This is a genomic window from Streptomyces luomodiensis (assembly GCF_031679605.1).
In the GTDB taxonomy this organism is placed as follows: domain Bacteria; phylum Actinomycetota; class Actinomycetes; order Streptomycetales; family Streptomycetaceae; genus Streptomyces; species Streptomyces luomodiensis.
On sequence record NZ_CP117522.1, the window covers coordinates 7,642,863 to 7,662,918 of the forward strand.

Below are 20,056 nucleotides of genomic sequence, written 5' to 3' on the forward strand. Positions count from 1 at the left end.
CCCGGTTTCCAGACTTTCACCACATGAGGAGTCGTCCTATGGCGAAGCAGTCCGCACCCCAGGAGCTGGCCGGAATCGCGCCCAAGCTCGTCGAGGTCACCGATGAGGTTCTCTTCGGCGACGTCTGGGAGCGGGCCGGGCTCTCCCCGCGTGACCGCAGCCTGGTCACCGTGAGCGTGCTCGCCGCGCTGTACCGCGGCGAGCAGCTCGGTTACCACCTCCGGGTGGCGCTGGAGAACGGGCTGAGCGTGGCGGAGCTGTCCGAGGCGATCACCCACCTCGCCTTCTACGCCGGATGGCCGAACGCCATGACCGCGATCACCCGGCTCAAGCAGATCGCCGACGAGCAGGCTGCCGCCTGACCGCGCGACGTGCCGCAAGGAGCACCACCTCATGGAACTGTTGAACAAGCAGCCGACGATGAAACTGCCCGCCGAGTGGTTCACCGGGGATGCGTGGGCCGATGTGATCCACCGCGGCGAGGAGCCCTCCCGCGCCCGCGCGAACGCGGTGCGTTTCGCGCCCGGTGCCCGGACCGCCTGGCACTCCCATGGCCTGGGGCAGACCCTTTACATCGTGGAGGGCATCGCCCTGATCCAGTCCCGCGGCGGTGAGGTCCTCGAAGCCCACCCCGGCGACGTGATCTGGACCCCGCCGGGGGAGGAGCACTGGCACGGCGCCGCCCCGGACCACTTCATGACACACCTCGCGCTGTGGGAGACCGACGAGGTCGACTGGCTCGAGCACGTCACCGACACCGAATACGGCGGCCCGCGCACCAGCACCCGCCGCTGAAACCCACGCCCCAGGAGTTCCTTGACGACGGCACGGCCGACGTCCCGCTCCCGGAGCGGGCCGCGCCGCGTGCCGGAGGCCAGGGGACCGGATCGTCCGTAGCCGTGCCCGGCAGGAGGGCATCGCAGGGGTTCAGGAGACCCTCAGCGCTCCCGTGTCGTGGGCGATCCGGCCGCCGACGACGGTGGCCCCGACCGTCACGCCCGCGATGCGGTCCGGGGCCACGCCCAGGAGGTCGTCGCTGAGGACGGCGAAGTCCGCGAGCTTGCCCCGGGACAGAGCGCCCTTGACGTGCTCCTCGTGGACCGCGTGGGCGGAGCCGATCGTGTACGCGCGCAGCGCCTCCGCTGCCGTCACCGCCTCGTGCGGGGCGATCGGCGCACCCGAGGCGGTCCGCCGGTTGACCATGTCGTGGATGCTCAGCAGCGGGTCGGACGCGACGACGGGCGCATCCGATGATCCGGGCAGCTCGATCCCCGCGTCCAGGAACGAGCGCATGCGGTAGGCCAGTTGGCCGCGGACCGGTCCGAGGGCGGCGAGCAGCCCGTCACCGGTCTCCGACAGGAAGCGGCCCTGCGGCACCGGGATCAGCCCGAGCCCGGCGATCCGGGCGACCTGTGCGTCCGAGGTGACCGCGGCGTGCTCGACCCGGTGGCGCACATCGGCTCGCGGGTGCCGCCGCTGCGCCTCCTCGTAGGCGTCCAGGACGATGTCCAGGGCCCGGTCACCGATCGCGTGCGTGGCGATCTGCCAGCCGCAGCGATGTGCCTCGCCGATGGAGCGGCGGATCTGCTCGGGGTCATGCTGGAGCAGGCCGCTGTTGCCGGGAGAGTCGTGGTAGTCGCAAGCCATCGCGGCCGACCGGCCGATCAGCGAACCGTCCGACATCATCTTCGTCGGCCCGACGCGCAGCCACTCGTCACCGAACCCGGTCCGCAGGCCGAGGTCGAGCCCGTACCAGTGGGAGCCCGGTTCGAAGACACCGCAGTCGTGCAACGCGGTGATGTACGGCATGACGGTCATGCGCACGCCGAGCTCGCCACGTTCCCGCACCCGCAGGTAGGCGTCCAGGTCGGCGGGGCCGTTGCCGATGCCGTCCGTGACCCCGATGCCCGGCTCGGTCACGCTGGTCAGGCCGACGGCGAGGGCGGCTCGCGCGCCGGCGGCGATGTTCGCGGTCCACTCGGCGGCGGGCTCAGGACGCAGTGCCCGCTCGACCAGCCCCATCGCGGTCTCCTGGAGCAGCCCCTCCGCCCGCCCGGCGGCGTCGCGCACGACCTGGCCGCCGGAGGTGTCGGGCACGGCGGCCAGGTCGGCGAAGCCGGCCCGCCTGAACGCCTCTGTGCTGGCCACGCCCATGTGGTGGGAGGTGTGCACCAGCCACACCGGGTGGCCCGGGGCGGCCTTGTCGAGCCCCTCGGCGGTGGGATGTGCACCGATCTTGTTCTGGTCGTAGCCCGCGCCCAGCACCCAGGCGCCCTCGGGCAGGGTCGCGGCGCGCTCCGCCACCGCCGCGTACAGGGCCTCCAGGCTCGGCGTGACGGCATAGGACACGTCGAGCTCGCGCAGACCCTTGCCGACCAGACTGAGATGGTGGTGGGCGTCGTTGAAACCGGGGACGGCGTGCGCGCCGCCGAGGTCCACGACCACATCGGCCGTGCATCCCGCCACCTCGTCGTCCAGGGCCGCGATACGGCCACCGAGGACGCCGATGGTGTGGACGGCGGGACGGCAGGGGTCGAGGGTGGTGAAACGTCCGTTGTGGAAGACAGCGTCGAGACGCACGGTGGTCAACTCCTTGAGGGGGGTAGTGTGCGGCGGCCGGCGCAGCGCCCTCGCGCGGCGGCCGCCGGGGCGGGACAGGGCCGTCAGACGGCCGCCGGCACCGGCCGCGACCGCGGTGCGTGCCGCCCGGTGAGGCGGGCGAGCGCGGCGACGCACGCCGTGGTGGCGAGCAACAGGGCCGCGTAGAACCCGGCCACGGGCCAGACGGAGCCGCCACCGGACGTCAGCAGGGCCTGGGCCACCAGCGGCGTGGTGCCGCCGATGAGTGTCGAGCAGAGCTGGTACGACAGCGAGATCCCGGTGTAGCGCAACCGGGAGGGGAAGGCGCGGGCGAGGAATCCGGCCAGGACGGCGTAGTACCCGGAGCCGCTGACGATGCCGAGCGCGATGCCGCAGAAGACCAGGACCGGACGCGCGGTGTTGACCAGCATGAACATGGGGACCGCTACGACGACGTTGCCGAGCAGGGAGCACACCATGAAGCGGCTCTCGCCGACCCGCTCGGAGATCAGGGCGGCGATCGGCTGCCACAGGAACTGCACCACGGAGATGGCGAGCAGGATGTACAGCATCGTCTGCCGGTCCATGTGCAATTCGTTGGTGGTCCAGGACAGGACGAAGGTGTTGGTGAAATAGGCCGCCGAGATTCCCATGATCGAGGCGCCGATGCCGAGCAGCACCGTCCGCCAAGCCGTCCGCAGCACCTCGGCGATCGGCAGCTTCACCACGTCGCCGCTCTCCTTGACCTGCGCGAAGTCCTCGGACTCCGCGACCTTCAGGCGGATCATCAGGCCGACCACGACGAGCAGCCCGGACAGCAGAAACGGCACGCGCCAGCCCCAGGACATGAAGGCGGAGTCGTCCAGGGTGGCGGCGGCCAGGAAGACCAGGGTGGCGAGAATCGCCCCGGCCGGGGAGCCCTGCTGCGCGAGCATCGCGTAGAGCGACCCCCGGCCCTTGGGGGCGTTCTCCGAAGCCATCAGGACGGCGCCGCCCCATTCTCCGCCCACGGCGATGCCCTGCACGGCCCGCAGCAGTGCCAACAGCAGGGGCGCGGCGATCCCCATCTGGGCGTGTGTGGGCAGCAGTCCGATCAGGAACGTGGCGGTGCCCATGATCACCAGCGTGGTGACCAGCGTGCCCTTGCGGCCCATCCGGTCTCCGAAGTGGCCGAAGACGATCCCGCCGAGCGGCCTGGCCAGGAATCCGACCCAGAAGGTCGCGAAGGAGGCCAGCACGCCCGCAGCCGGTGACACACCGGGGAAGAAGAGCTTTCCGAAGACGAGCGCGGACGCGGTGCCGTAGATGAAGAAGTCGTACCACTCGATGGTCGTGCCGACGAATGCGGCGAGGCCGGCGCGACGGGCCTGGCGAGGAGCGCCTGCGGTCCCGGCGGCAGCGGCGGGCTGGGGAGCGTTCATGGGGCCTCCGGACGGAGCGGGCCCTCGGGCGAGTGCACCGGGCGGTGGATGAGGACCGACCGAGCCCTTCGGCGGAGGGGCCGGGACGTTGAGCGGACAGCCACAGTTTGATTTCGGGCGCTCATGCCGTCTAATGCTTGGTTTCTACAGAAACCATGCCTGTGGGGCATGGGCAGGGCGAAACCTCGGGAGGCCCTCATGGAACTGCGGGTGCTGCGCTATTTCCTCGCCGTCGCCGAGGCGGGGTCGGTCACGGCGGCGGCGCGCCAGGTGCATGTCACCCAGCCTTCTCTCTCCCGCCAGTTGAGCGGCCTGGAGAAGGAGCTGGGTGTCGTGCTGTTCACCCGCCGTCCCGGCTCGCTCACCCTGAACGCCGCGGGCCACCGCTTCCGCCCCGTCGCGCGGGACCTGGTCCGCCGCGCCGAGCAGGCCGCCGAGACGATGGCCGCCGTAGGAAGGGGGGAAGGGGCGGCGCTCACCGTCGTCGCGTCCGCCCCCACGGTGGCGTACCTCCTGGCTCCGTTCATGGCGGAGGGCGGCGCCGCCGGGCCGACCCTCCAGGACGCCATCCAGGAGGAGCCCAGCAGGGTCTTCGACACGCTGCTGCGCAGCGACGCGGACCTCGGCGTCTCCACCAGCCCGGCCCCGGCTCCCCTGGAGTCGGCGTTCCTGGGCCGCACCCCCGTCATCGCGCAGGTGCCCCCCGACCACCCCTGGAGCGAGCGCGCGACCGTCACCCTCGCGGAACTGGTCACCGAGCCACTGATCGTGATGCCCCGCTCCCACGTTGCCCGGCTGGTCGTCGACGAGGCCGTCAGCCGCGCGAACCTCAGCCCCGCGGACATCGCCGAGAGCGGCTCCCCCGCTTTCGCCCAGGCCCTCGCCGCACGGGGCCGAGGAGTCTGCCTGGTCACCGATGACGCGCGCTTCGGGCTGCGCGAACTGATCGTCCACACCTCCGACGGGCCCCTCACCGTGCCCCTGTACGCCGGCTGGGACGCCTCCCACTACGCCCGCGCCTCCATTCACGCCCTGATCGACGGTTTGCGGACCCACATCGCCCACCGCGTCCAGCGGTTCCCGGGGCACGTGGACGCCACGGCACCGAGCCGGTCCCCGGCGTGGCCTCCGCCCGAAGCGGCGCCCGGACGCGGAGGCGGGGAGCCTCGCGGCGCGGCCGGCTCCTAGCGTTCCGCCCGCTCGACCGCCCGGCGCAGGAGACCGAAGAACTGGTCCCGCTCCTCGGCGGTGAACGGCGCGAGCATCTGCTCGTTCACCCCGACCACCGCGGGGGCGAGGCGGACGGCCAGCTCCCGGCCGTCGTCGGTGATGCGCACCAGCTTGCGCCGCCGGTCGCGCTCGTCCCTGGTGATGTCCACCAGGCCCCGTCGGCGCAGCCGTTCGAGCAGCGGAGCGGCAGTCGACTTGTCGAGATGCGCGAGCGCGCCGAGTGTGCCCTGGTCCATGTCTCCGTGGGCGTCCAGCAGGCTCAGCACGGTGAACTGCGGCCCGGTGAGGTCCTGGTGCACCTGCTCGTACCACAGCCGGGTGTGCACCTGGTTCAGCCGCCGCGCCAGAGGGCCGACCCCTCCGATGGCCTCGAGCAGGGCGTGGCGCTCCGCGTTCTCGTGGCCCATGGTCGGCGCCTCCGCTGCTGATTCGACGAGGACGTACGCAATCCTCCATGGAGGATACGTGGGCCCGCGCCTCTCCCGGGTCGCGCGTATCCGCAACGCCGTGACGTGCGCGGACACCGCTCACCGGACCTGCGTGGACGCCTCGCCGGACCTGCGCGGACGCCGCTCACCGCAGCCGCGCACGCCCGCGGGCCACGGAACTCGGGAACAACTTGATGAGGACGTACACGTCCTTTACGCTCGGCGGTATAGGACGTACACGTCCTAACTTGCCGGAGGAGGTCGCGGAGTGAAGCTGGTGGTGGCGATGACGGGGGCCACTGGTGCGCCGATCGGGGTGCGCCTGCTGGAGGCCCTCAAAGACCTGGGCGTCGAGACCCATCTGATCGTCAGCCGGTGGGCGCGGGTCACGCTGGCACAGGAGACGAACTCCTCGGCGCGTGACCTCGAGAGCCTGGCCACGGTCTCCCACAGCCCGGATGATCAGGGAGCTCCGGTCTCCAGCGGATCGTTCCGGGTGGACGGAATGGTGGTCGTGCCGTGCAGCATGAAGACGCTTGCCGCGATCCGCACCGGCTGCGGCGAGGGGCTCATCGGCCGTGCCGCGGATGTGATGCTCAAGGAGCGGCGCCGGCTGGTTCTCGTGGCCCGGGAGACTCCCCTGTCGGCCGTGCACCTGGAGAACATGCTCGAGCTGACCCGGATGGGCGCCGTGATCATGCCGCCAGTGCCCGCGTTCTACAACCAGCCCGCCACCCTTGACGACCTCGTCGAGCACATCGTCGCCCGCGTCCTCGACCAGTTCGGCCTGGACCTGCCCACTGCGCGCCGGTGGCAGGGGACGGTGAAGCCGGTCCGCCGATCCCGGCCGTCTCGCGGCGCCCGCGACCTCAACGGCCGCCTCGTGGGCGGCCACGCCATCGCTCCGGGATCTCCCGGCACCCCGTCGGACCCCACCCCGCCCTCCTGAACTCCGTTCACGCCGCGGCCGCACCGCCGGCCCCTCTCGCTTCTCACGCCAGGAAAGGCCCAGCCATGACACAGCACGGCACCGCACTCAACTTCCGTGACTTCGTGGAGGAGTTGCTCGCGGAAGGTGACGCGGTGGACATCCGCACCCCGGTCAGTCCCACCCTGGAGGCCGCGGCCATCACCAGGCGCGTCTACGAAACGAGGAGCCCCGCCCCGCTCTTCAGCAACCTGTCCGGGGCCGAGGCGGGATTCCGGATTCTCGGTGCGCCCGCCGGCCTCAGCGGTGCGCGGAAGGGCACCTACGGCCGGCTCGCCGCACATTTCGGTCTGCCCCGTGACACCACGCCGCGCGAGCTGCTGGAAAAGCTCATCTCCGCCATGCACGCCGACCCCGTCGCCCCCCGGGTCGTGGACACCGGACCGTGCAAGGAGAACGTCCTCACCGGGGACGACGTCGACCTGGAGCGATTCCCCGTTCCGCTGCTGCACGAGCGGGACGGCGGCCGGTACCTCGGGACCTACGGCTTCCACGTGGTGGCCACCCCCGACGGCCGGTGGACGAGCTGGTCGATCAGCCGGACCATGCTCCACGGCCGCACCACCCTGGTCGGCCCGTGCATGCCCCAGCAGCACCTCGGCGCCATCCACCGGATGTGGCGCGAGAGGGGCGAGCGCACCCCCTGGGCGATGGTGCTCGGCGCACCGCCCGCCGCCCTGGCCGCGGCCGGCATGCCCCTTCCCGCCGAAGTGGACGAGAGCGGCTACGTCGGCGCCCTGACCGGCAGCCCGGTCGAAGTGGTCCGCACCGAGACCAACGACCTGTACGTCCCGGCCAACGCCGAGATCGTGCTGGAGGGGTACATCAGCCCCGACGAGACCGCCCCCGAAGGGCCGATGGGGGAGTACCACGGCTACCAGTTCGCCGAGGGCAGGCCCCAGCCCGTCTTCCACGTCGAGGCCATCACCTTCCGCGACGACCCGATCCTGCCGATCTGTGTCGCGGGCCTGCCCCCCGAGGAGAACCACACGATCTGGGGCACCATGATCGCCGCCACCGGCCTGGACCGGTTGCGCTCCAGCGGCCTGCCCGTCTCGATGGCCTGGTGCTCCTACGAAGCCGCGACCTGCTGGATCGTTGTGTCCGTCGACACCCGTCGGCTGGCCCGGACGCGCCTGAGCGAACGCGAACTGTCCGACGCCGTGGCCGAGGTGCTCTTCGGCTCCCACACCGGATGGCTGGTACCCAAGGTCATCCTGGTCGCCGACGACATCGACATCACCGACATCGACCAGGTGGTGTGGGCCATGGCCACCCGCTACCACCCTGGCACCGGCGAATACCTCTACCCGGACGCACCGGGGATTCCCCTGGTGCCCTACCTCACCGAGGAGGAGGTGCGCACCGGGCGCGGCGGCAAGTCCGTCATGAGCTGCTTGCAGCCCGAACAGTTCGAAGGCCGCGCCCGGGGCACGGCTGCCGGCTTCCGCCACTCCTACCCCGAGGACGTGCGAAAGCGCGTATGCGAGAACTGGACCGACTACGGGTTCTCCGCGACAGGGCTTCCGCCTCGGTGAGTACGCGCAGGGGATCACCTCGCCGGGGCGCCGGTGTCCTGGACCTCGTGGTGCCCAACTTCCGGTTCATGGCCGCGACGGTACGCGTGACGGCCGTACGGGGAAGGAACCGCGGCGCCCATGAACTCACCCGGTGCAGCCTCCGGCCCGGATACGAGGCGGCCTTGCCGCGGGCGAAGTCGTCCAGCGTTTGCGCGGCGACCACCTCGGGCCGGTCGGTCACCCTGGGGTCCATGACGGCGGTGGTGTGGTCGAAGAAACCGGTGTCGGTCGCGCCGGGGTGGGCGCCCATGACACGCACCCCGGTGTCCCGCAGCTCCTCCGCGAGCGCCTCGGTGAAGAAGAGGACGAACGCCTTCGTCGCGGCGTAGTGACGGCCACGGCAGGCACGGGATGAGACCACCTGATCGTTGATCAACACGTAGAGTGCCATCAGACGAGTGTTGTTCAGTTCTTCGCTCACATATCAAGCTGAATGCCCTCCTCCCACGCCTGCGGACCGATCTCACTTCACGCGGTCTTCACGTGATCAACCACCTAGTTCGGCCTCGAGCGCACATGGTGTGCGATCGCCGCGTCGTCGTTCGCGCCGTACATGTCGTCGATCAACGCTGCGAACGAGTTCACGACGGCATTGCGCTTGATCTTGCCGTTCGCGGTCCGCTCGCCGCGCTCGACTTGCAGGGACCGCGGCAGAACGCGAAAGTCCTTCAACTGCTCTACGCGCGCGAGGTCCGCGTTGACCCGGGCGACCTCCGCTCGCAGGCGTTCGGCCAGCACCTCTGCCGACCGGGCCGCTGCGGATGTGCTCGGCTCGAGCAGGACGGTGAGGTACTTGCGGGCGTCGCCGACGACGATCGCTTCGTTGATCAGCGAGCTCTCCTTCAACCGGGTTTCGATGGGCTGAGGATTGATCGTTTTGCCGCCTCGGGTGATGATCACGTCCTTCTTCCGGCCGATGAGCCGGATGTCGCCGTGGGCTGTGCGCTCCATCAGGTCACCGGTGCGGAACCAGCCGTCCTGGAAAACAGCCTCGGTCTCCGCCGGGTTGCGCCAGTATCCGTCGAAGAGCAGGGGCGCGCGGATCAGCATTTCGCCATCGTCCGCGACTTTCACCTGGAACCGTGGGTCCGGGAGTTCTCTGCCGATGAAGCCCGGACGGGGGAACGGCTGGTTGAAATGAGCGATGGGACACCCGGCGGTCTCGGTGAGGCCGTAGTTCTCGCGAAGGTCGAGCCCCCAGATCTGCCAAATCGCGATGACACTTTCGGGCATGGCGGCAGACGCGGTGTAGGCAACGCGGATGCGATCCATTCCGACGGTTGCCCGCAGTGGCAAGAACACCCAACGAAGTGCGGCAGCGTACGCCATCCGCAGCGGTACCGAGGGCCGACGACGGGACCAGCGGCGTTCGGCTACTCTGCGGCCGGCCCACATGGCGGCGCCATAGGCGTAGCGACGACGTCGCGGCCAGACCTCCGTCTGTGCGATCAGTTCGCCGGCGATCTTCTCGTAGAACCGCGGCGGCCAGAGCACTGCTGTCGGCCGCACCGAACGCAACACGTCTTCGTAGTCAGCAATGCGGCAGTATGTGACCACCAGCCGTGAGAGCAGCGGCGCGAACACCGACACCAACGCCGGCGCCACGTGGGCCAACGGCAGGAAGCCCACGGCATCGTGCTCGTGGCGGAGGAGCTGCGGGTAGAGGCCGACGAAGGTCTGAACCGCGTGCTGAAGCGTGCGGTGCGTGTGGGTGACGCCTTTGGGAACTCCCGTGGATCCCGACGTGTAAAACAGCACCGCTGGATCGTCGACGGATCCGTCGGCGACCAGCTCGGACAGAGGATCGGCGCTGTCGGCTGCGTACCGTGTTCCTTCTTCGCACAGCGCTTCCCACGTTGTCCTTTTGATCACCTCGGGCAGCTCCGGCGGAGTGGCGTCGATTCCCACCACGAGCCGCAGCTTCGGTGTGTGTGCGGCGACCTCCGCCACCTTGATGAGCTCCGTCGTCGTCTCGCCGATGAAGGCGACGGCCTCGCTGTGTGCGAGGAGTTGCTCGATCTCGGCAGGTGAGTTGGTCGGATAGACGCCGATCACGACGCCGCCGACACTCTGGACGGCCAGCGCGGCGAACACCCACTCCGGGCGTGCGCTGCTCATCACCGCGACGCGATCGCCGTGCCGCACACCGTGCGCGACCAGGCCGAGTGCGAGATCTTGCACGCGATCCCGGTACGTTCGCCACGTGATCGCCTGCATGGCCCCATCCCGCCAGTAACGCAGCGCGACGGCGTCGGGTTCCCTGTTCGCGCGATCGAGCAGCAGTCCCGGTAGCGTCCGGGTCGGCTCGAAATTGATCAGATCCATGACACGGCCTCTCTTCCAGAGCCGACAAGCCCGGGTCCGATGAGATTCATGCGGCACTCTCCCCGAGGTGCAGGAAGTCACCTCGGTACCACGTCACCGGCTTGCCGCTGCCTGTCCGCGCGTCGTGTACACGGCCGATGAGGATCACATGATCTCCGCCGGGTACGACGTGATCCAGTGCGCAACGGATGACTGCCGCCGCATCGGGCAGGAGCGGGTGACCACTCTCATCGAATGCGAAGGCTCCGTACGCGAACTTGTTTTCACCTTTTGTCGCGAACTTGATCGCTAACTCCGCGTGTGCGGGTGTCACGATGTTGACGATGAACCGCTCAGCCGCCATGAAGACGGGAGAGCAGTTCGCTCCTCGGTCCAGGCACACCAGGACGAGCGGCGGATCGAGTGACAGCGCCGCGAAGGAACTCGCGGTGAACCCGTGCAGCGTGCCTGACGTGCTTCGCGTCGTCACGATCGTCACGCCTGAAGGGAAGCGGGCCAACGCCGAGCGGAAGGCGGCCGGGTCCAGCCCTTGACATTGATCAACCACGATATCCCTCGCGAGCAGCTCGGGCGGCAGGGTCGTTGAAGACCGTCCGCGCGTCGGCAACCGTGACGCGGAGCTGCTCTTCAACCGGCCAACGGGAAGTCCCTGAGTGAAGGGCCCGTTTCAGCGCCGCGAACACGGCAGGTGGTTTCGCCGCTGCCGCCCGTGCGTCCGCCATCGCGGTCGCGAGCAGGTCGCCCTGCTCGACCACCTGGTCGACGATGCCCATCCGCTCCGCGTCGAACGCGTCGACGGGCTCTCCGTTCAGCAGGAGGCGCCGGGCCGCGCGGTCGCCCAGGACCCCGCGCACTCGAGTGATCCCCTTCACGGCCGGCAGCATCCCGTGGTTGATCTCGGGGAAGACGAAACGCGCCTCAGCCGACGCGTACACCTTGTCGGCGAACAGGGCCATTTCGATGCCACCACCGACGCACCAGCCGTTGACCGCACACACCAGCGGCCGGGCAAAGTCCTCCAGCGCGCAGAGCAGCGCGTGAAACGACGCCATCCGCTCGACCATCGAATCGGCCCCGAAGCCGATGGCTTCCTTGATGTCGCCACCCGCGCAGAAGAAGCGCTCACCAGCTCCCGTCAGGACCACCGCGGGGGTGCCGGGGCCGTCGGCGAGGGTTTCCAGCGTCGTTGTCAGCTCGCTGACGAGCGAGTTGCTGAGCGCGTTCGCCGGCGGGTGGTTCAGGGTGAGTACCACCACGCCGTCCACTTCGTCGGACGCGTGCACAGCGCTGGGCGCTGTGTTGTGCGAGGCAATGCTCATGCTCGCCTTCCCTCAGTTCGCCAGTCCGCCGGCAGTGCGAGCGGAGGGGAAGTCCACGGGGCGCTTCTCCCGGAAAGCCTGGCGTGCTTCGGCGTAGTCGGCACCGGCGAAGTCGAGGATCTCGAGTGCCGAGGACAGCTCGTGCTGGGGCATCGCGTTGGTGAGCCAGGCGTTGAGCGCACGCTTGGTGAAACGGAGCGCCTGCTGGGAACCGCGGGCCAGCTGGGACGCGACCTCGAGGGCGCGGGGCAGCACCTGCTCGCGGGGAACGGACAGGCTCACGAGCCCGATCCGCTCGGCCTCGGCGCCCGTCAGCTTCTCGGAGGTGAGCACGTAGTACTTGGTCTTGGCCATGCCGACAAGCAACGGCCAGATGAGTGCGGCGTGGTCGCCGGCGGTCACACCGACCTTGGTGTGGCCTTCGATCAGCACCGCGTCGTCCGCGGCGATGCTGATGTCGGCGAGAAGCGCGGTCGACAGCCCGTAGCCGACCGCGGGGCCGTTGATCGCGGAGATGATCGGCTTCTCGATGCGCAACATCGTCGCGACCCGCTTGCGTTCGGTCTCCAGTATCGCGAGCGCGTCCTGGGGCGTGGGATCGGGCTGAGCGACGTCCATCCCGGTACAGAAGGCTTTGCCGGCCCCGGTGATGACGACGACCCGGGTCTGGTCGTCGCGCTCGACGTCGGCCCAGATCTGGTTCATCTCCTCGAACATCGGCAGGGTGAGCGAGTTGTACCGGTCGGGTCGATTGATCGTGATCTGGAGGATGCCGTTGTCGTGGCGTTCGGTGAGGACGTTGCCGGTGCCGTGGTGGTAGAGGGTGGTCATCGGCTGGTCTCCTTGGGGTGTGTGGGGTTGTGCTGGGAGTGGAACTGGCGGAGTGCTTCTTGGTGGGCGGGGCGTGCGGCTCGGATGTCGGCGAGTACGTCGTCGGCGGGGCGGATGACGTTGCGGGGGTTTTTGAAGTGGGGGATCACGTACTTGCCGAAGAGTTCGATCGAGCGCAGGAGCTGGTGGTGGGGGAGGCTGTCGACGCGGAGGACGAGTGCGTCGACGCCCATGTCGGCGTAGCGCTGTACGTGTTCGATGCAGTGGTCGGGGTCGCCGACCATGAAGCCTTGGGAGCGTTCGAACATGTACTCCTCGTCGTTGAAGTCGATGTTTTTGACGGCGCCCATGTAGGCGTAGTCCTGGGAGAGTTTGGAGAGCCGTTCGTAGGCGTCGGTGGAGAGTTTGGCCATCTCGAAGAGGGGTTTGGCCTCGGTGCGGGCTTGTGCTGTTGTCTCGGCGCAGTGCATGCCGCCGGAGATCGCGACCATCTTGCGGGGTGTGATCGGGTGGGGGTGGTCGGTGGCGGCGAGTGTGGTGTCGTAGAGCTTCACCATGTTTTCGACGAGGTCGAATCCGAGGTAGAGGCCGCCCATGATGGCGCCGATGCCCATGGTGGCCGCGGTTTGGACCGAGCTGGGGCTGCCGGCGGCGGCTGAGATGGGCGGGTAGGGCGTCTGCAGGGGCTTGGGGACCAGGCTGCGGGGCGGGATCTTGTAGTGCTCGCCCACGTAGGAGAAGGGGTCGTCGAGGAAGGCGCGGCGGATGAGTTCGACGCCTTCTCGCCACTGGGACTTGTTCTCGGACGGGTCGACTTCGAAGGCGCGCAGGGCGAGGGTGGTGTTACCGCGTCCGGTGCCGAGTTCGATGCGTCCGTTGGAGAGGATGTCCTCGGTCGCGACGCGTTCGGCCACGCGCAGGGCGTGGTTCATCCGTGTCGGCAGCAGTGTCACCAGGTGGATGAAGCGGATCCGGCTGGTGAGAGCCATCAGGTACGGGTAGAGCACCTCCGGAGCGGAGACCGAGGCCGTCCCGAGGGCGACGTGCTGCTCGGAACTGCCGAAGGCATCGAAGCCGACGCGCTCTGCGAGCAGTACCTCCTCGATCAGTTCCCGGTAGCGGTGCTCATGGGTGAGCCCGACCGGGGTGTCCCCCTCGGTCATGAGGATGAAGTCCATACCGACCCTTCCATCGAATGTTATTCGCCGCTAACGTAGGGCGTAGCACAGCCCAGGTCAAGACCACGAGAGAGAGCGAAGGCGTTAGTTCTGATTAACGTGCATGAGCCTCGACTGCGGGCCTGTCCCCATCCGTCGAGGAGTGACGCATCCGCGAGGTACTGGCCGAGCAGGCACAGGAGGAGGAGTGACCACACGTGAGCGAGTTGCGGATTGAGCGTTTGACCTCGCCTGACATCGCGAGTGCCATCGCGAGCGGTATGCGTACGGCGGTCCTGCCACTGGGCGCCACGGAGCAGCACGGTGCGCACCTGCCGATGTCGGTCGACAGTGATCACGCCGATCGACTGGGTGTTCTTGTCGCCGAGCGGCTTGGCGACGCGCTCGTGCTACCGACGGTGCGGATCGGCTGCTCGTCGCACCACCTCGGCTTCGCCGGAACGCTCTCGCTCCAGGCCGAGACGCTCGAAGCGATCTGCGCCGACTGCTGCGTGAGCCTTGCCGCGCACGGCTTCCGCCGGGTGCTGATCTTCTCGGCGCATATCGGCAACTACCCGGTGCTCAGTGACATCGAGCCGAAGCTCGCCGCGCGGCTTCCCTCCGACCTGGATGTCATCGCGTTCGCGGACTCGGCAGCGGTCCTCCGCGCGTGGCGCGATGCTGCTCAACGCGTCGCCGGCCTCGCCGGCCACGTCGGAGGCCATGCCGACGTCGCCGAAAGTTCGATCATGCTAGCGGTGCGGCCGGACGCCGTGAGGAACGATCGCGCCGCCGCGGGTTTCACCGGGTCCATGGATGACGCGTTGCTGGCCCGCGTATTCACTGACGGTGTCAAGGCAGTCGCACCTGGTGGGGTGCTCGGTGATCCGCACGGCATGTCGTCTGAGCTGGGCTTCGCCTGTCTGACCGCGGTGGCCGATCTGCTCGCGGAACACGCAAGGGCACGTTATCGGCCACTCACCTAGACTAGACTTCACATGTGTCGAGCTCACCTACCCCCCGTACCGCATCTCCCCGCACCACCCGTCGGCAGGTGCTGATCAAGGTCGCCGGAGAGTTGTTCAACGAGCGTGCCTTCGATGCGGTCACCACTGAGATGATCGGCGCGCGTGCCGGTGTGACCGGCCCCGCGCTCTACCGGCACTTCCCGAGCAAGCAGGCGTTGCTGATCGCCGTGCTCGAGGATCCGCTCAACGAACTACTGGCTCATGCCCGCAAGACGGCAGCCGAGGTGACGGATCCACGCAAGGCACTTGAGGAGATGATCGATTACCACGTCAAACGCAGTCTCCAGAACGTTCCGTCCACGCTGGTGTTCCTGAAGAACGAACACAACGTCCCCGAGGACGAACGCCATCGCATGCGACGCATGATGCGCCTCTACGCCGAAGAGTGGAGCGGACTGGTCACCCGGCTGCGGCCCGACCTGTCAGACGCGCAGACCCGCGTTCTCACACACGCCGTCTTCTCGATGATCAACGCGGTACCCCAGTTCAACAGCGGCCTCGATCCCGACGTCGTCGCGACGACCATCCGCACCGCCGCGATCAACGCGCTGCTCATCCCCGCGGACGCGATCTGACAAGAGTGGGAGTCCTGGACGCCCCAGACGAGGCCGAGGGTGACGTGCCCGTACACATGAACTGCGGGAACGGCGGTCAGCGCGGACAGTGTGGTGCCGACGACAAGAGGGACAGCGTTGGCGGCGACGAATGCACGCCGGGCACGACGCGTGGTTCCGCGGAGACTTTCACCGTGTTGCAGTCGGAGGGCATCGAGCGATGGGTCCGGTGCCGGCGGTGATCCGGTGAGGGCGAGGAGAAGGCGGGGTGCACGGAAACCTTCCGGGCTTCGAGGGCGGGTGACTCAGCCGGCGAGTATGGGTGCCTCGGACGCGCAGCTTGTTCCGGTGCGGAAAAGGTCGAGGATCTGGCCGACGGCTTGGGAGGGACACGAACAGGAATGTCAACGGCATCCGACGACGTCTCGGTCCGGGGCATGGCGGAGGCCGACCCGCTGCCGGACTGACCGCTACCGCAGCCCGTAGATCACTACGGTGTTGCCCCATGGGTCCCGGGCCACGGCCCGGACCTCGTGCGGGCCCTGCTCGGGCTCCCGGACTACGGATCCGCCGCCTTGTACGAGGGCGGTGAGCGCCGAGGTCACGTCGGGGACCTTGAACGACGCCGCGGGCACCCCACCGGTGACGTCCTCGGCCGGGCCGGTCAGGGCCAACGTGGTGCTGCCGGCGTCGAGGGCGGCGTAGCGGTCGCCGTCGACGAACTTCGTGGCCAGGCCGAAGGTGTCGGTGTAGAAGCGCACGGCGGCGTCGATGTCGGCCACCGGGTGCAGCACGTTCCCGATCTTCACGAGGTCGATCTCCACGGAATCACTCACCGGACGGCCGTAGCACGGCCTGAGCGGAGAGTCCCGCTACACCGCGCGCCGCGCGTGGATGAACCACTGGCGCGATCTGGCGGACGGTGGCGGTGTCGACACTGGTGGCCATGGCGGCATAGGTGCGAAGGGCCTTCGTCCGGGTCGGTTCAGAATTCTTCATCAGATCCATCACACGGCCTCTCCGCAAATCCACCAGAGCTGACGAGCCGGGGCCGATGTCATTCATTCAACGCTCTGCCCGAGGTGGAGGAAATCACCGCGGTACCACATCACCGGCTTGCCGCTACCTATGCGCGCGTCGTGCACGCGACCGATGAGAATGACGTGATCGCCGCCGGGTACGGCTTGCTCCAGCTCGCAGCGGATGACCGCTGCGGCGTCGGGCAGTATCGGGTGTCCGCCCTCGTCGGACTCGAAGCTCCCGTGTGCGAACTTGTCCTCGCCCTTCGTGGCGAACCTCATGGCCAACTTTGCATGCGCGGGCGTCACGATGTTCACGACGAACTGCTCAGCCGCTACAAAAGCCGGGAAGCAGTCCGCTCCTTGGTCCAGGCACACCAGAACAAGTGGTGGATCAAGCGACAGCGCCGCGAAGGAACTCGCGGTGAACCCATGCGGCGTGCCCCCGGCACTTCGGGTCGTCACGATCGTCACGCCGGCGGGGAAGCGGGCCAACGCCGAACGGAAGGCAGCCGCGTCCAGCCCCTGGACTTGATCAGCCATTCCACACCTCGCGGACACCTCGGACGGCAGGGTCGTGGTAGACGGTGCGCGCGTTGGCGAGGGCGGCGCTGGGCTGCTTCTCGTCAGACCAGTTGGCATCCTCGACCAGTTCCCGGTAGCGGTGTTCACGCGCGAGTCTGGTCGGGGTGTCCCCCTCAACCATGACGATGACGTCCATATCAGCCCTTCCTTCGAATGTTATTGGCGACTAACTTATGGCCTGGCTTGGGCGTGGTCAAGGCCCGTCTGGGGAGGCAGATACGTGAGTGCGCGGTAACCAGGGAGGGCGTCAGGTCGGTCCGTGGCCTAACTGTGCAGCTCTCGGTCGGTGACGCGACCGGGGTTGCGCTGGTCGCCCCTCCCGTGTGTGCTTGCTGGGCCTTGGTGTTATCGACAGGTAACGCCTTTGCCCTCTCTCGGCGCCTTGACCTGGGCTGGGCTACGCCCTACGTTAGCGCCGAATAACATTCGATGGAAGGGTCGGTATGGACTTCATCCTCATGACCGAGGGGGACACCCCGGTCGGGCTCACCCATGAGCACCGCTACCGGGAACTGGTCGAGGAGGTGCTGCTCGCAGAGCGCGTCGGGTCCTCCCCGGGTGTCCGTACCGAAGGCGGTGGTCGCGGAGGATCTTCCAGGTCTTCATGTGGGCGAAGACGCGCTCGACGCGGGCGCGGACCTGTTTGTGGGAGTTTGTGCGACCGGGTGGCCGAGATCAGGGGAAAGGTTCAGTTGCCGAGCACGGTCAGCAGCCCGAGCTTTTCCGCGGCGTCCGTGCCGTCGACGGGGGTGAGCCAGATGAGCCGTTGACGATTATCCTCGCTGAACAGGTTGAGGCAGTTCAGTTCCAGAATGCCTACTGCGGGGTGGACGATCCGCTTGCGTTCGTTACGTCGCACCGCCACCTCGTGCTGCCCCCACAGGTGCGCGAACTCGTCGCTGTGCTGTTCGAGCTCTGTGACCAGGCGGGCCGTTTCCGGATCGCCGTCATCACGGCGGCCGCTGGCAGCACGCAGATCGGCGACGTACGCGCGGGAGTGGTAGTCGTGGTCGTCCTCTGGGAAGACCTCGCGTGAACGCAGGTCGGTGAACCATCGGTATACACAGCTCGCCTCGAGCCCTTTCGCCGCCACGGGCGGGCCGAAGACCGTCTCTGCAACGGAGTTCTGTGCGAGTGTGACGTGCAGGTCGGTGACGATCTGGGCCGGGGTGTCGGCAAGGCGGTCGAGCAGGCTGAGCATCGTTGGTTCGACGTGCGAGGCTGGACCGCCCGGGATCGGCAGTGCTCGGTCGGCAAGGCGGTAGATGTGATCGCGCTCGTCGCCGGTGAGGCGCAGGGCGCGGGCGAGCGCGGCGAGCATCTGCTCTGAAGGCTGGGCGCCGCCTTGTTCCAGCTCGGTGTAGTAGTCGCTCGAGGCACCGGCCAGCATGGCAACCTCGTCCCGGCGCAGCCCCGGCACACGGCGCCTGGGACCGGTCGGCAGACCGACGTCGGAGGGACGGACGCGCTCGCGTCTTGATCTGAGGAACGCTCCCAGTTCACCAAGGTTCACACCGGCATTGTGCCCACATGGGCCGGTGCCCGGCCAGGGGGGCACCGGCTCCGCCCCAGAGCTCGCCTGCGTTCCAGCTACTCCAGCCCTCAAGGTAGGGATGGCGGCCCTAGGGAAAGGACCCGCTGGCTGCCCCTGCGCGGGTGCCGCACGGTGAATACAAGACATCGCTGCACAGGAAAGCCGGGAAACAGCATGCCCACATCCATTGAGAAGATTGCACTCGTTACAGGGGGCAACCGTGGTATCGGTCGCGCCACGGTCGAGGCCCTTGCCGCCGACGGCGTCGATGTCGTGTTCACCTACCGCTCCCACGAGGATGAGGCCGAGCAGGTCGCCGATGCCGTGGCCGCCGTCGGCCGAACCGCCCGGGCGATCCGGCTCGACGTCGCCGATACGGCTTCCCATTCCTCGTTCACCGCGACCCTGGCCGAGGTCCTGCGGGCCGCGTGGAGCCGGGAGAACTTCGACATCCTCGTCAACAACGCCGGCTTCTCCGGGGACAGTGCTCTGGGCACGACCGATGAGGAAACCATCGATCAGCTCTATCAAGTCCACTTCAAGGGCGTCTACCTGCTCACCCAGGCCCTCGCGACCGCACCCGAGGGCTCCCAGCCCCTGCTGGCCGACGGCGGCAGGGTCATCAACTTCTCCTCCTGCCTTTCACGGATCGTCACCGCGCCGTTCTCGGTCTACTCGGCGATGAAGGGCGCGATCGAGGTGCTGACCCGCTACTGGGCCATCGAGCTCGGCGGGCGCGGCATCAGCGTCAACACCGTCGCGCCCGGCCCAGTAGCCACTGACTTCGCCGGCGGATACCTGCGCGTCAGTGAGGAGTTCCGGAAGGCCATGAGCGAGATGACGGCCCTCGGCCGAGTCGCCTCTGCCGAGGACATCGGTCCGGCCGTGACGGCTCTGGTCAGTGACGCCACCGGATGGATCACGGCCCAGCGCATCGAGGTCAGCGGCGGAATCCACCTCTGACCCGCCCACCAGAAGGCTTTCGCGACTGCTGCATGACTGGGTGACAGCGGGTTCATGCCGCCAGCGTTGCGGGTGGGGTCACGATGGTCTTGTACTCGACAAGGGTCAACCGGACCGAGTCTCTCACATTTCGTGAGCCGGCTGGGGCTCGGTCTCCCAGCGCTGGTCGAGGAAGGCTACGACGTGTTCTGACAGCTCGTCGACTCCGCCGGTGGTCATCAGGTCCGGGCCGAGTGCTCCACCGTCTATGGCCGCTTCCGTCTACGGCCGCGTGTCGGGGTCTCCCATGCCATGACGGAAGCGGAGTTCGCCGGGACAGCCGCGCGTGGCCAGACCGACCTCGGCCCGGGCCCATCACCATGCGGCCGCCATGGTGATGGATCCGCACCTGCTGGCGACCCTGGAGCAGGCCGTCGCTGAGGAAAGGAGCTCCTCGAAAGGGACAAGAAACCCCAGTGACAGGCAGGAACACGGCGACGGACGCACGCCACTTCTCCGAGAACCCCCATGGACG

General features: G+C 68.3%; 21 protein-coding genes and 2 pseudogenes. 9 read left to right on the plus strand and 14 right to left on the minus strand.

All coding sequences use genetic code 11. The features are described 5' to 3' along the window. The first annotated feature begins 38 nt into the window (after window positions 1-38). Window positions 39-362, plus strand: coding sequence for a carboxymuconolactone decarboxylase family protein (locus PS467_RS32305; RefSeq protein ID WP_311038173.1), 324 nt, complete (start codon window positions 39-41; stop codon window positions 360-362). 31 nt (window positions 363-393) lie between these two features. Then, window positions 394-795, plus strand: coding sequence for a (R)-mandelonitrile lyase (locus PS467_RS32310; protein ID WP_311038174.1), 402 nt, complete (start codon window positions 394-396; stop codon window positions 793-795). A gap of 132 nt (window positions 796-927) precedes the next feature. Here the strand turns inward: PS467_RS32310 and PS467_RS32315 are convergent, their stop codons facing one another. Both PS467_RS32315 and PS467_RS32320 read right to left on the minus strand, forming a co-directional pair. Further along, window positions 928-2,580: an amidohydrolase gene (locus PS467_RS32315; protein WP_311038175.1), complete on the minus strand. Its 1,653-nt coding sequence runs from the start codon at window positions 2,578-2,580 to the stop codon at window positions 928-930. 83 nt (window positions 2,581-2,663) lie between these two features. Then, window positions 2,664-4,001, minus strand: coding sequence for an MFS transporter (locus PS467_RS32320; RefSeq protein WP_311038176.1), 1,338 nt, complete (start codon window positions 3,999-4,001; stop codon window positions 2,664-2,666). A 198-nt stretch (window positions 4,002-4,199) separates the two neighbouring features. Here PS467_RS32320 and PS467_RS32325 point away from each other — a divergent pair, with 198 nt between their 5' ends. Then, window positions 4,200-5,189, plus strand: a complete 990-nt coding sequence (locus PS467_RS32325; RefSeq protein ID WP_311038177.1) for a LysR family transcriptional regulator — start codon at window positions 4,200-4,202, stop codon at window positions 5,187-5,189. Here the strand turns inward: PS467_RS32325 and PS467_RS32330 are convergent. Then, window positions 5,186-5,638 (minus strand): MarR family winged helix-turn-helix transcriptional regulator, encoded by a 453-nt coding sequence (locus PS467_RS32330; RefSeq protein WP_311038178.1) that lies wholly within the window; start codon window positions 5,636-5,638, stop codon window positions 5,186-5,188. The two genes, PS467_RS32325 and PS467_RS32330, sit on opposite strands and share 4 nt — an antisense overlap. 289 nt (window positions 5,639-5,927) lie before the next feature. Between PS467_RS32330 and PS467_RS32335 the strand changes: the two genes are divergently transcribed. The 3 genes from PS467_RS32335 (at window position 5,928) to PS467_RS32345 (ending at window position 8,556) form a co-directional block, all read left to right on the plus strand. Continuing rightward, window positions 5,928-6,608, plus strand: a complete 681-nt coding sequence (locus PS467_RS32335) for a UbiX family flavin prenyltransferase (protein WP_311038179.1) — start codon at window positions 5,928-5,930, stop codon at window positions 6,606-6,608. A gap of 65 nt (window positions 6,609-6,673) precedes the next feature. Next, window positions 6,674-8,185, plus strand: a complete 1,512-nt coding sequence (locus tag PS467_RS32340; protein WP_311038180.1) for a UbiD family decarboxylase — start codon at window positions 6,674-6,676, stop codon at window positions 8,183-8,185. A 233-nt stretch (window positions 8,186-8,418) separates the two neighbouring features. Further along, complete coding sequence (locus tag PS467_RS32345) at window positions 8,419-8,556, plus strand: hypothetical protein (RefSeq protein WP_311040119.1); 138 nt, start codon at window positions 8,419-8,421, stop codon at window positions 8,554-8,556. Here PS467_RS32345 and PS467_RS32350 read toward each other — a convergent pair. From PS467_RS32350 to PS467_RS32375, 6 genes and pseudogenes are all read right to left on the minus strand, one after another. Continuing rightward, window positions 8,496-8,618, minus strand: a pseudogene (locus PS467_RS32350) (hypothetical protein); the annotation flags it as partial. The gene PS467_RS32345 and the pseudogene PS467_RS32350 sit on opposite strands and share 61 nt — an antisense overlap. A 104-nt stretch (window positions 8,619-8,722) precedes the next feature. After that, window positions 8,723-10,552 carry an AMP-dependent synthetase/ligase gene (locus PS467_RS32355; protein ID WP_311038181.1) on the minus strand — a complete coding sequence of 610 codons (1,830 nt, stop codon included), beginning with the start codon at window positions 10,550-10,552 and terminating at the stop codon, window positions 8,723-8,725. Window positions 10,553-10,598: 46 nt separating this feature from the next. Further along, on the minus strand, window positions 10,599-11,099 hold the full coding sequence (locus tag PS467_RS32360; protein WP_311038182.1) for a flavin reductase family protein: 501 nt from the start codon (window positions 11,097-11,099) through the stop codon (window positions 10,599-10,601). Then, window positions 11,092-11,871 carry an enoyl-CoA hydratase/isomerase family protein gene (locus PS467_RS32365; RefSeq protein WP_311038183.1) on the minus strand — a complete coding sequence of 260 codons (780 nt, stop codon included), beginning with the start codon at window positions 11,869-11,871 and terminating at the stop codon, window positions 11,092-11,094. Before PS467_RS32365 ends, PS467_RS32360 begins: the two co-directional genes overlap by 8 nt. A 12-nt stretch (window positions 11,872-11,883) precedes the next feature. After that, a complete protein-coding gene (locus PS467_RS32370) occupies window positions 11,884-12,702 on the minus strand; it encodes an enoyl-CoA hydratase/isomerase family protein (RefSeq protein ID WP_311038184.1) in 819 nt (272 codons plus the stop codon). After that, complete coding sequence (locus PS467_RS32375; protein ID WP_311038185.1) at window positions 12,699-13,880, minus strand: LLM class flavin-dependent oxidoreductase; 1,182 nt, start codon at window positions 13,878-13,880, stop codon at window positions 12,699-12,701. The genes PS467_RS32370 and PS467_RS32375 overlap by 4 nt, the downstream gene beginning before the upstream one ends. Before the next feature lie 197 nt (window positions 13,881-14,077). On the opposite strand from PS467_RS32375, the gene PS467_RS32380 reads away from it, so the two are divergent. Together PS467_RS32380 and PS467_RS32385 are read left to right on the plus strand one after the other, a co-directional pair. Next, window positions 14,078-14,845 (plus strand): creatininase family protein, encoded by a 768-nt coding sequence (locus PS467_RS32380; protein WP_311038186.1) that lies wholly within the window; start codon window positions 14,078-14,080, stop codon window positions 14,843-14,845. Window positions 14,846-14,913: 68 nt separating this feature from the next. After that, a complete protein-coding gene (locus tag PS467_RS32385) occupies window positions 14,914-15,462 on the plus strand; it encodes a TetR/AcrR family transcriptional regulator (protein WP_311038187.1) in 549 nt (182 codons plus the stop codon). A gap of 449 nt (window positions 15,463-15,911) precedes the next feature. Here the strand turns inward: PS467_RS32385 and PS467_RS32390 are convergent, their stop codons facing one another. The 5 genes and pseudogenes from PS467_RS32390 to PS467_RS32410 all read right to left on the minus strand — a co-directional run bounded on the left by PS467_RS32390 (window position 15,912) and on the right by PS467_RS32410 (window position 18,558). After that, window positions 15,912-16,277: a VOC family protein gene (locus PS467_RS32390; RefSeq protein ID WP_311038188.1), complete on the minus strand. Its 366-nt coding sequence runs from the start codon at window positions 16,275-16,277 to the stop codon at window positions 15,912-15,914. A 225-nt stretch (window positions 16,278-16,502) separates the two neighbouring features. Beyond that, window positions 16,503-17,003, minus strand: a complete 501-nt coding sequence (locus PS467_RS32395) for a flavin reductase family protein (protein ID WP_311038189.1) — start codon at window positions 17,001-17,003, stop codon at window positions 16,503-16,505. Further along, window positions 16,996-17,181, minus strand: a complete 186-nt coding sequence (locus tag PS467_RS32400; RefSeq protein ID WP_311038190.1) for a hypothetical protein — start codon at window positions 17,179-17,181, stop codon at window positions 16,996-16,998. The genes PS467_RS32395 and PS467_RS32400 overlap by 8 nt, the downstream gene beginning before the upstream one ends. Window positions 17,182-17,612: 431 nt before the next feature. After that, a pseudogene (locus PS467_RS32405) lies at window positions 17,613-17,696 on the minus strand (IS5/IS1182 family transposase); the annotation flags it as partial. A gap of 37 nt (window positions 17,697-17,733) precedes the next feature. Next, entirely contained in the window at window positions 17,734-18,558 is an 825-nt protein-coding gene (locus tag PS467_RS32410; protein WP_311038191.1) for an MmyB family transcriptional regulator, read from the minus strand. Between the two features lie 195 nt (window positions 18,559-18,753). On the opposite strand from PS467_RS32410, the gene PS467_RS32415 reads away from it, so the two are divergent. Then, complete coding sequence (locus PS467_RS32415) at window positions 18,754-19,542, plus strand: SDR family NAD(P)-dependent oxidoreductase (RefSeq protein WP_311038192.1); 789 nt, start codon at window positions 18,754-18,756, stop codon at window positions 19,540-19,542. The last annotated feature ends 514 nt before the right edge of the window (window positions 19,543-20,056 follow it).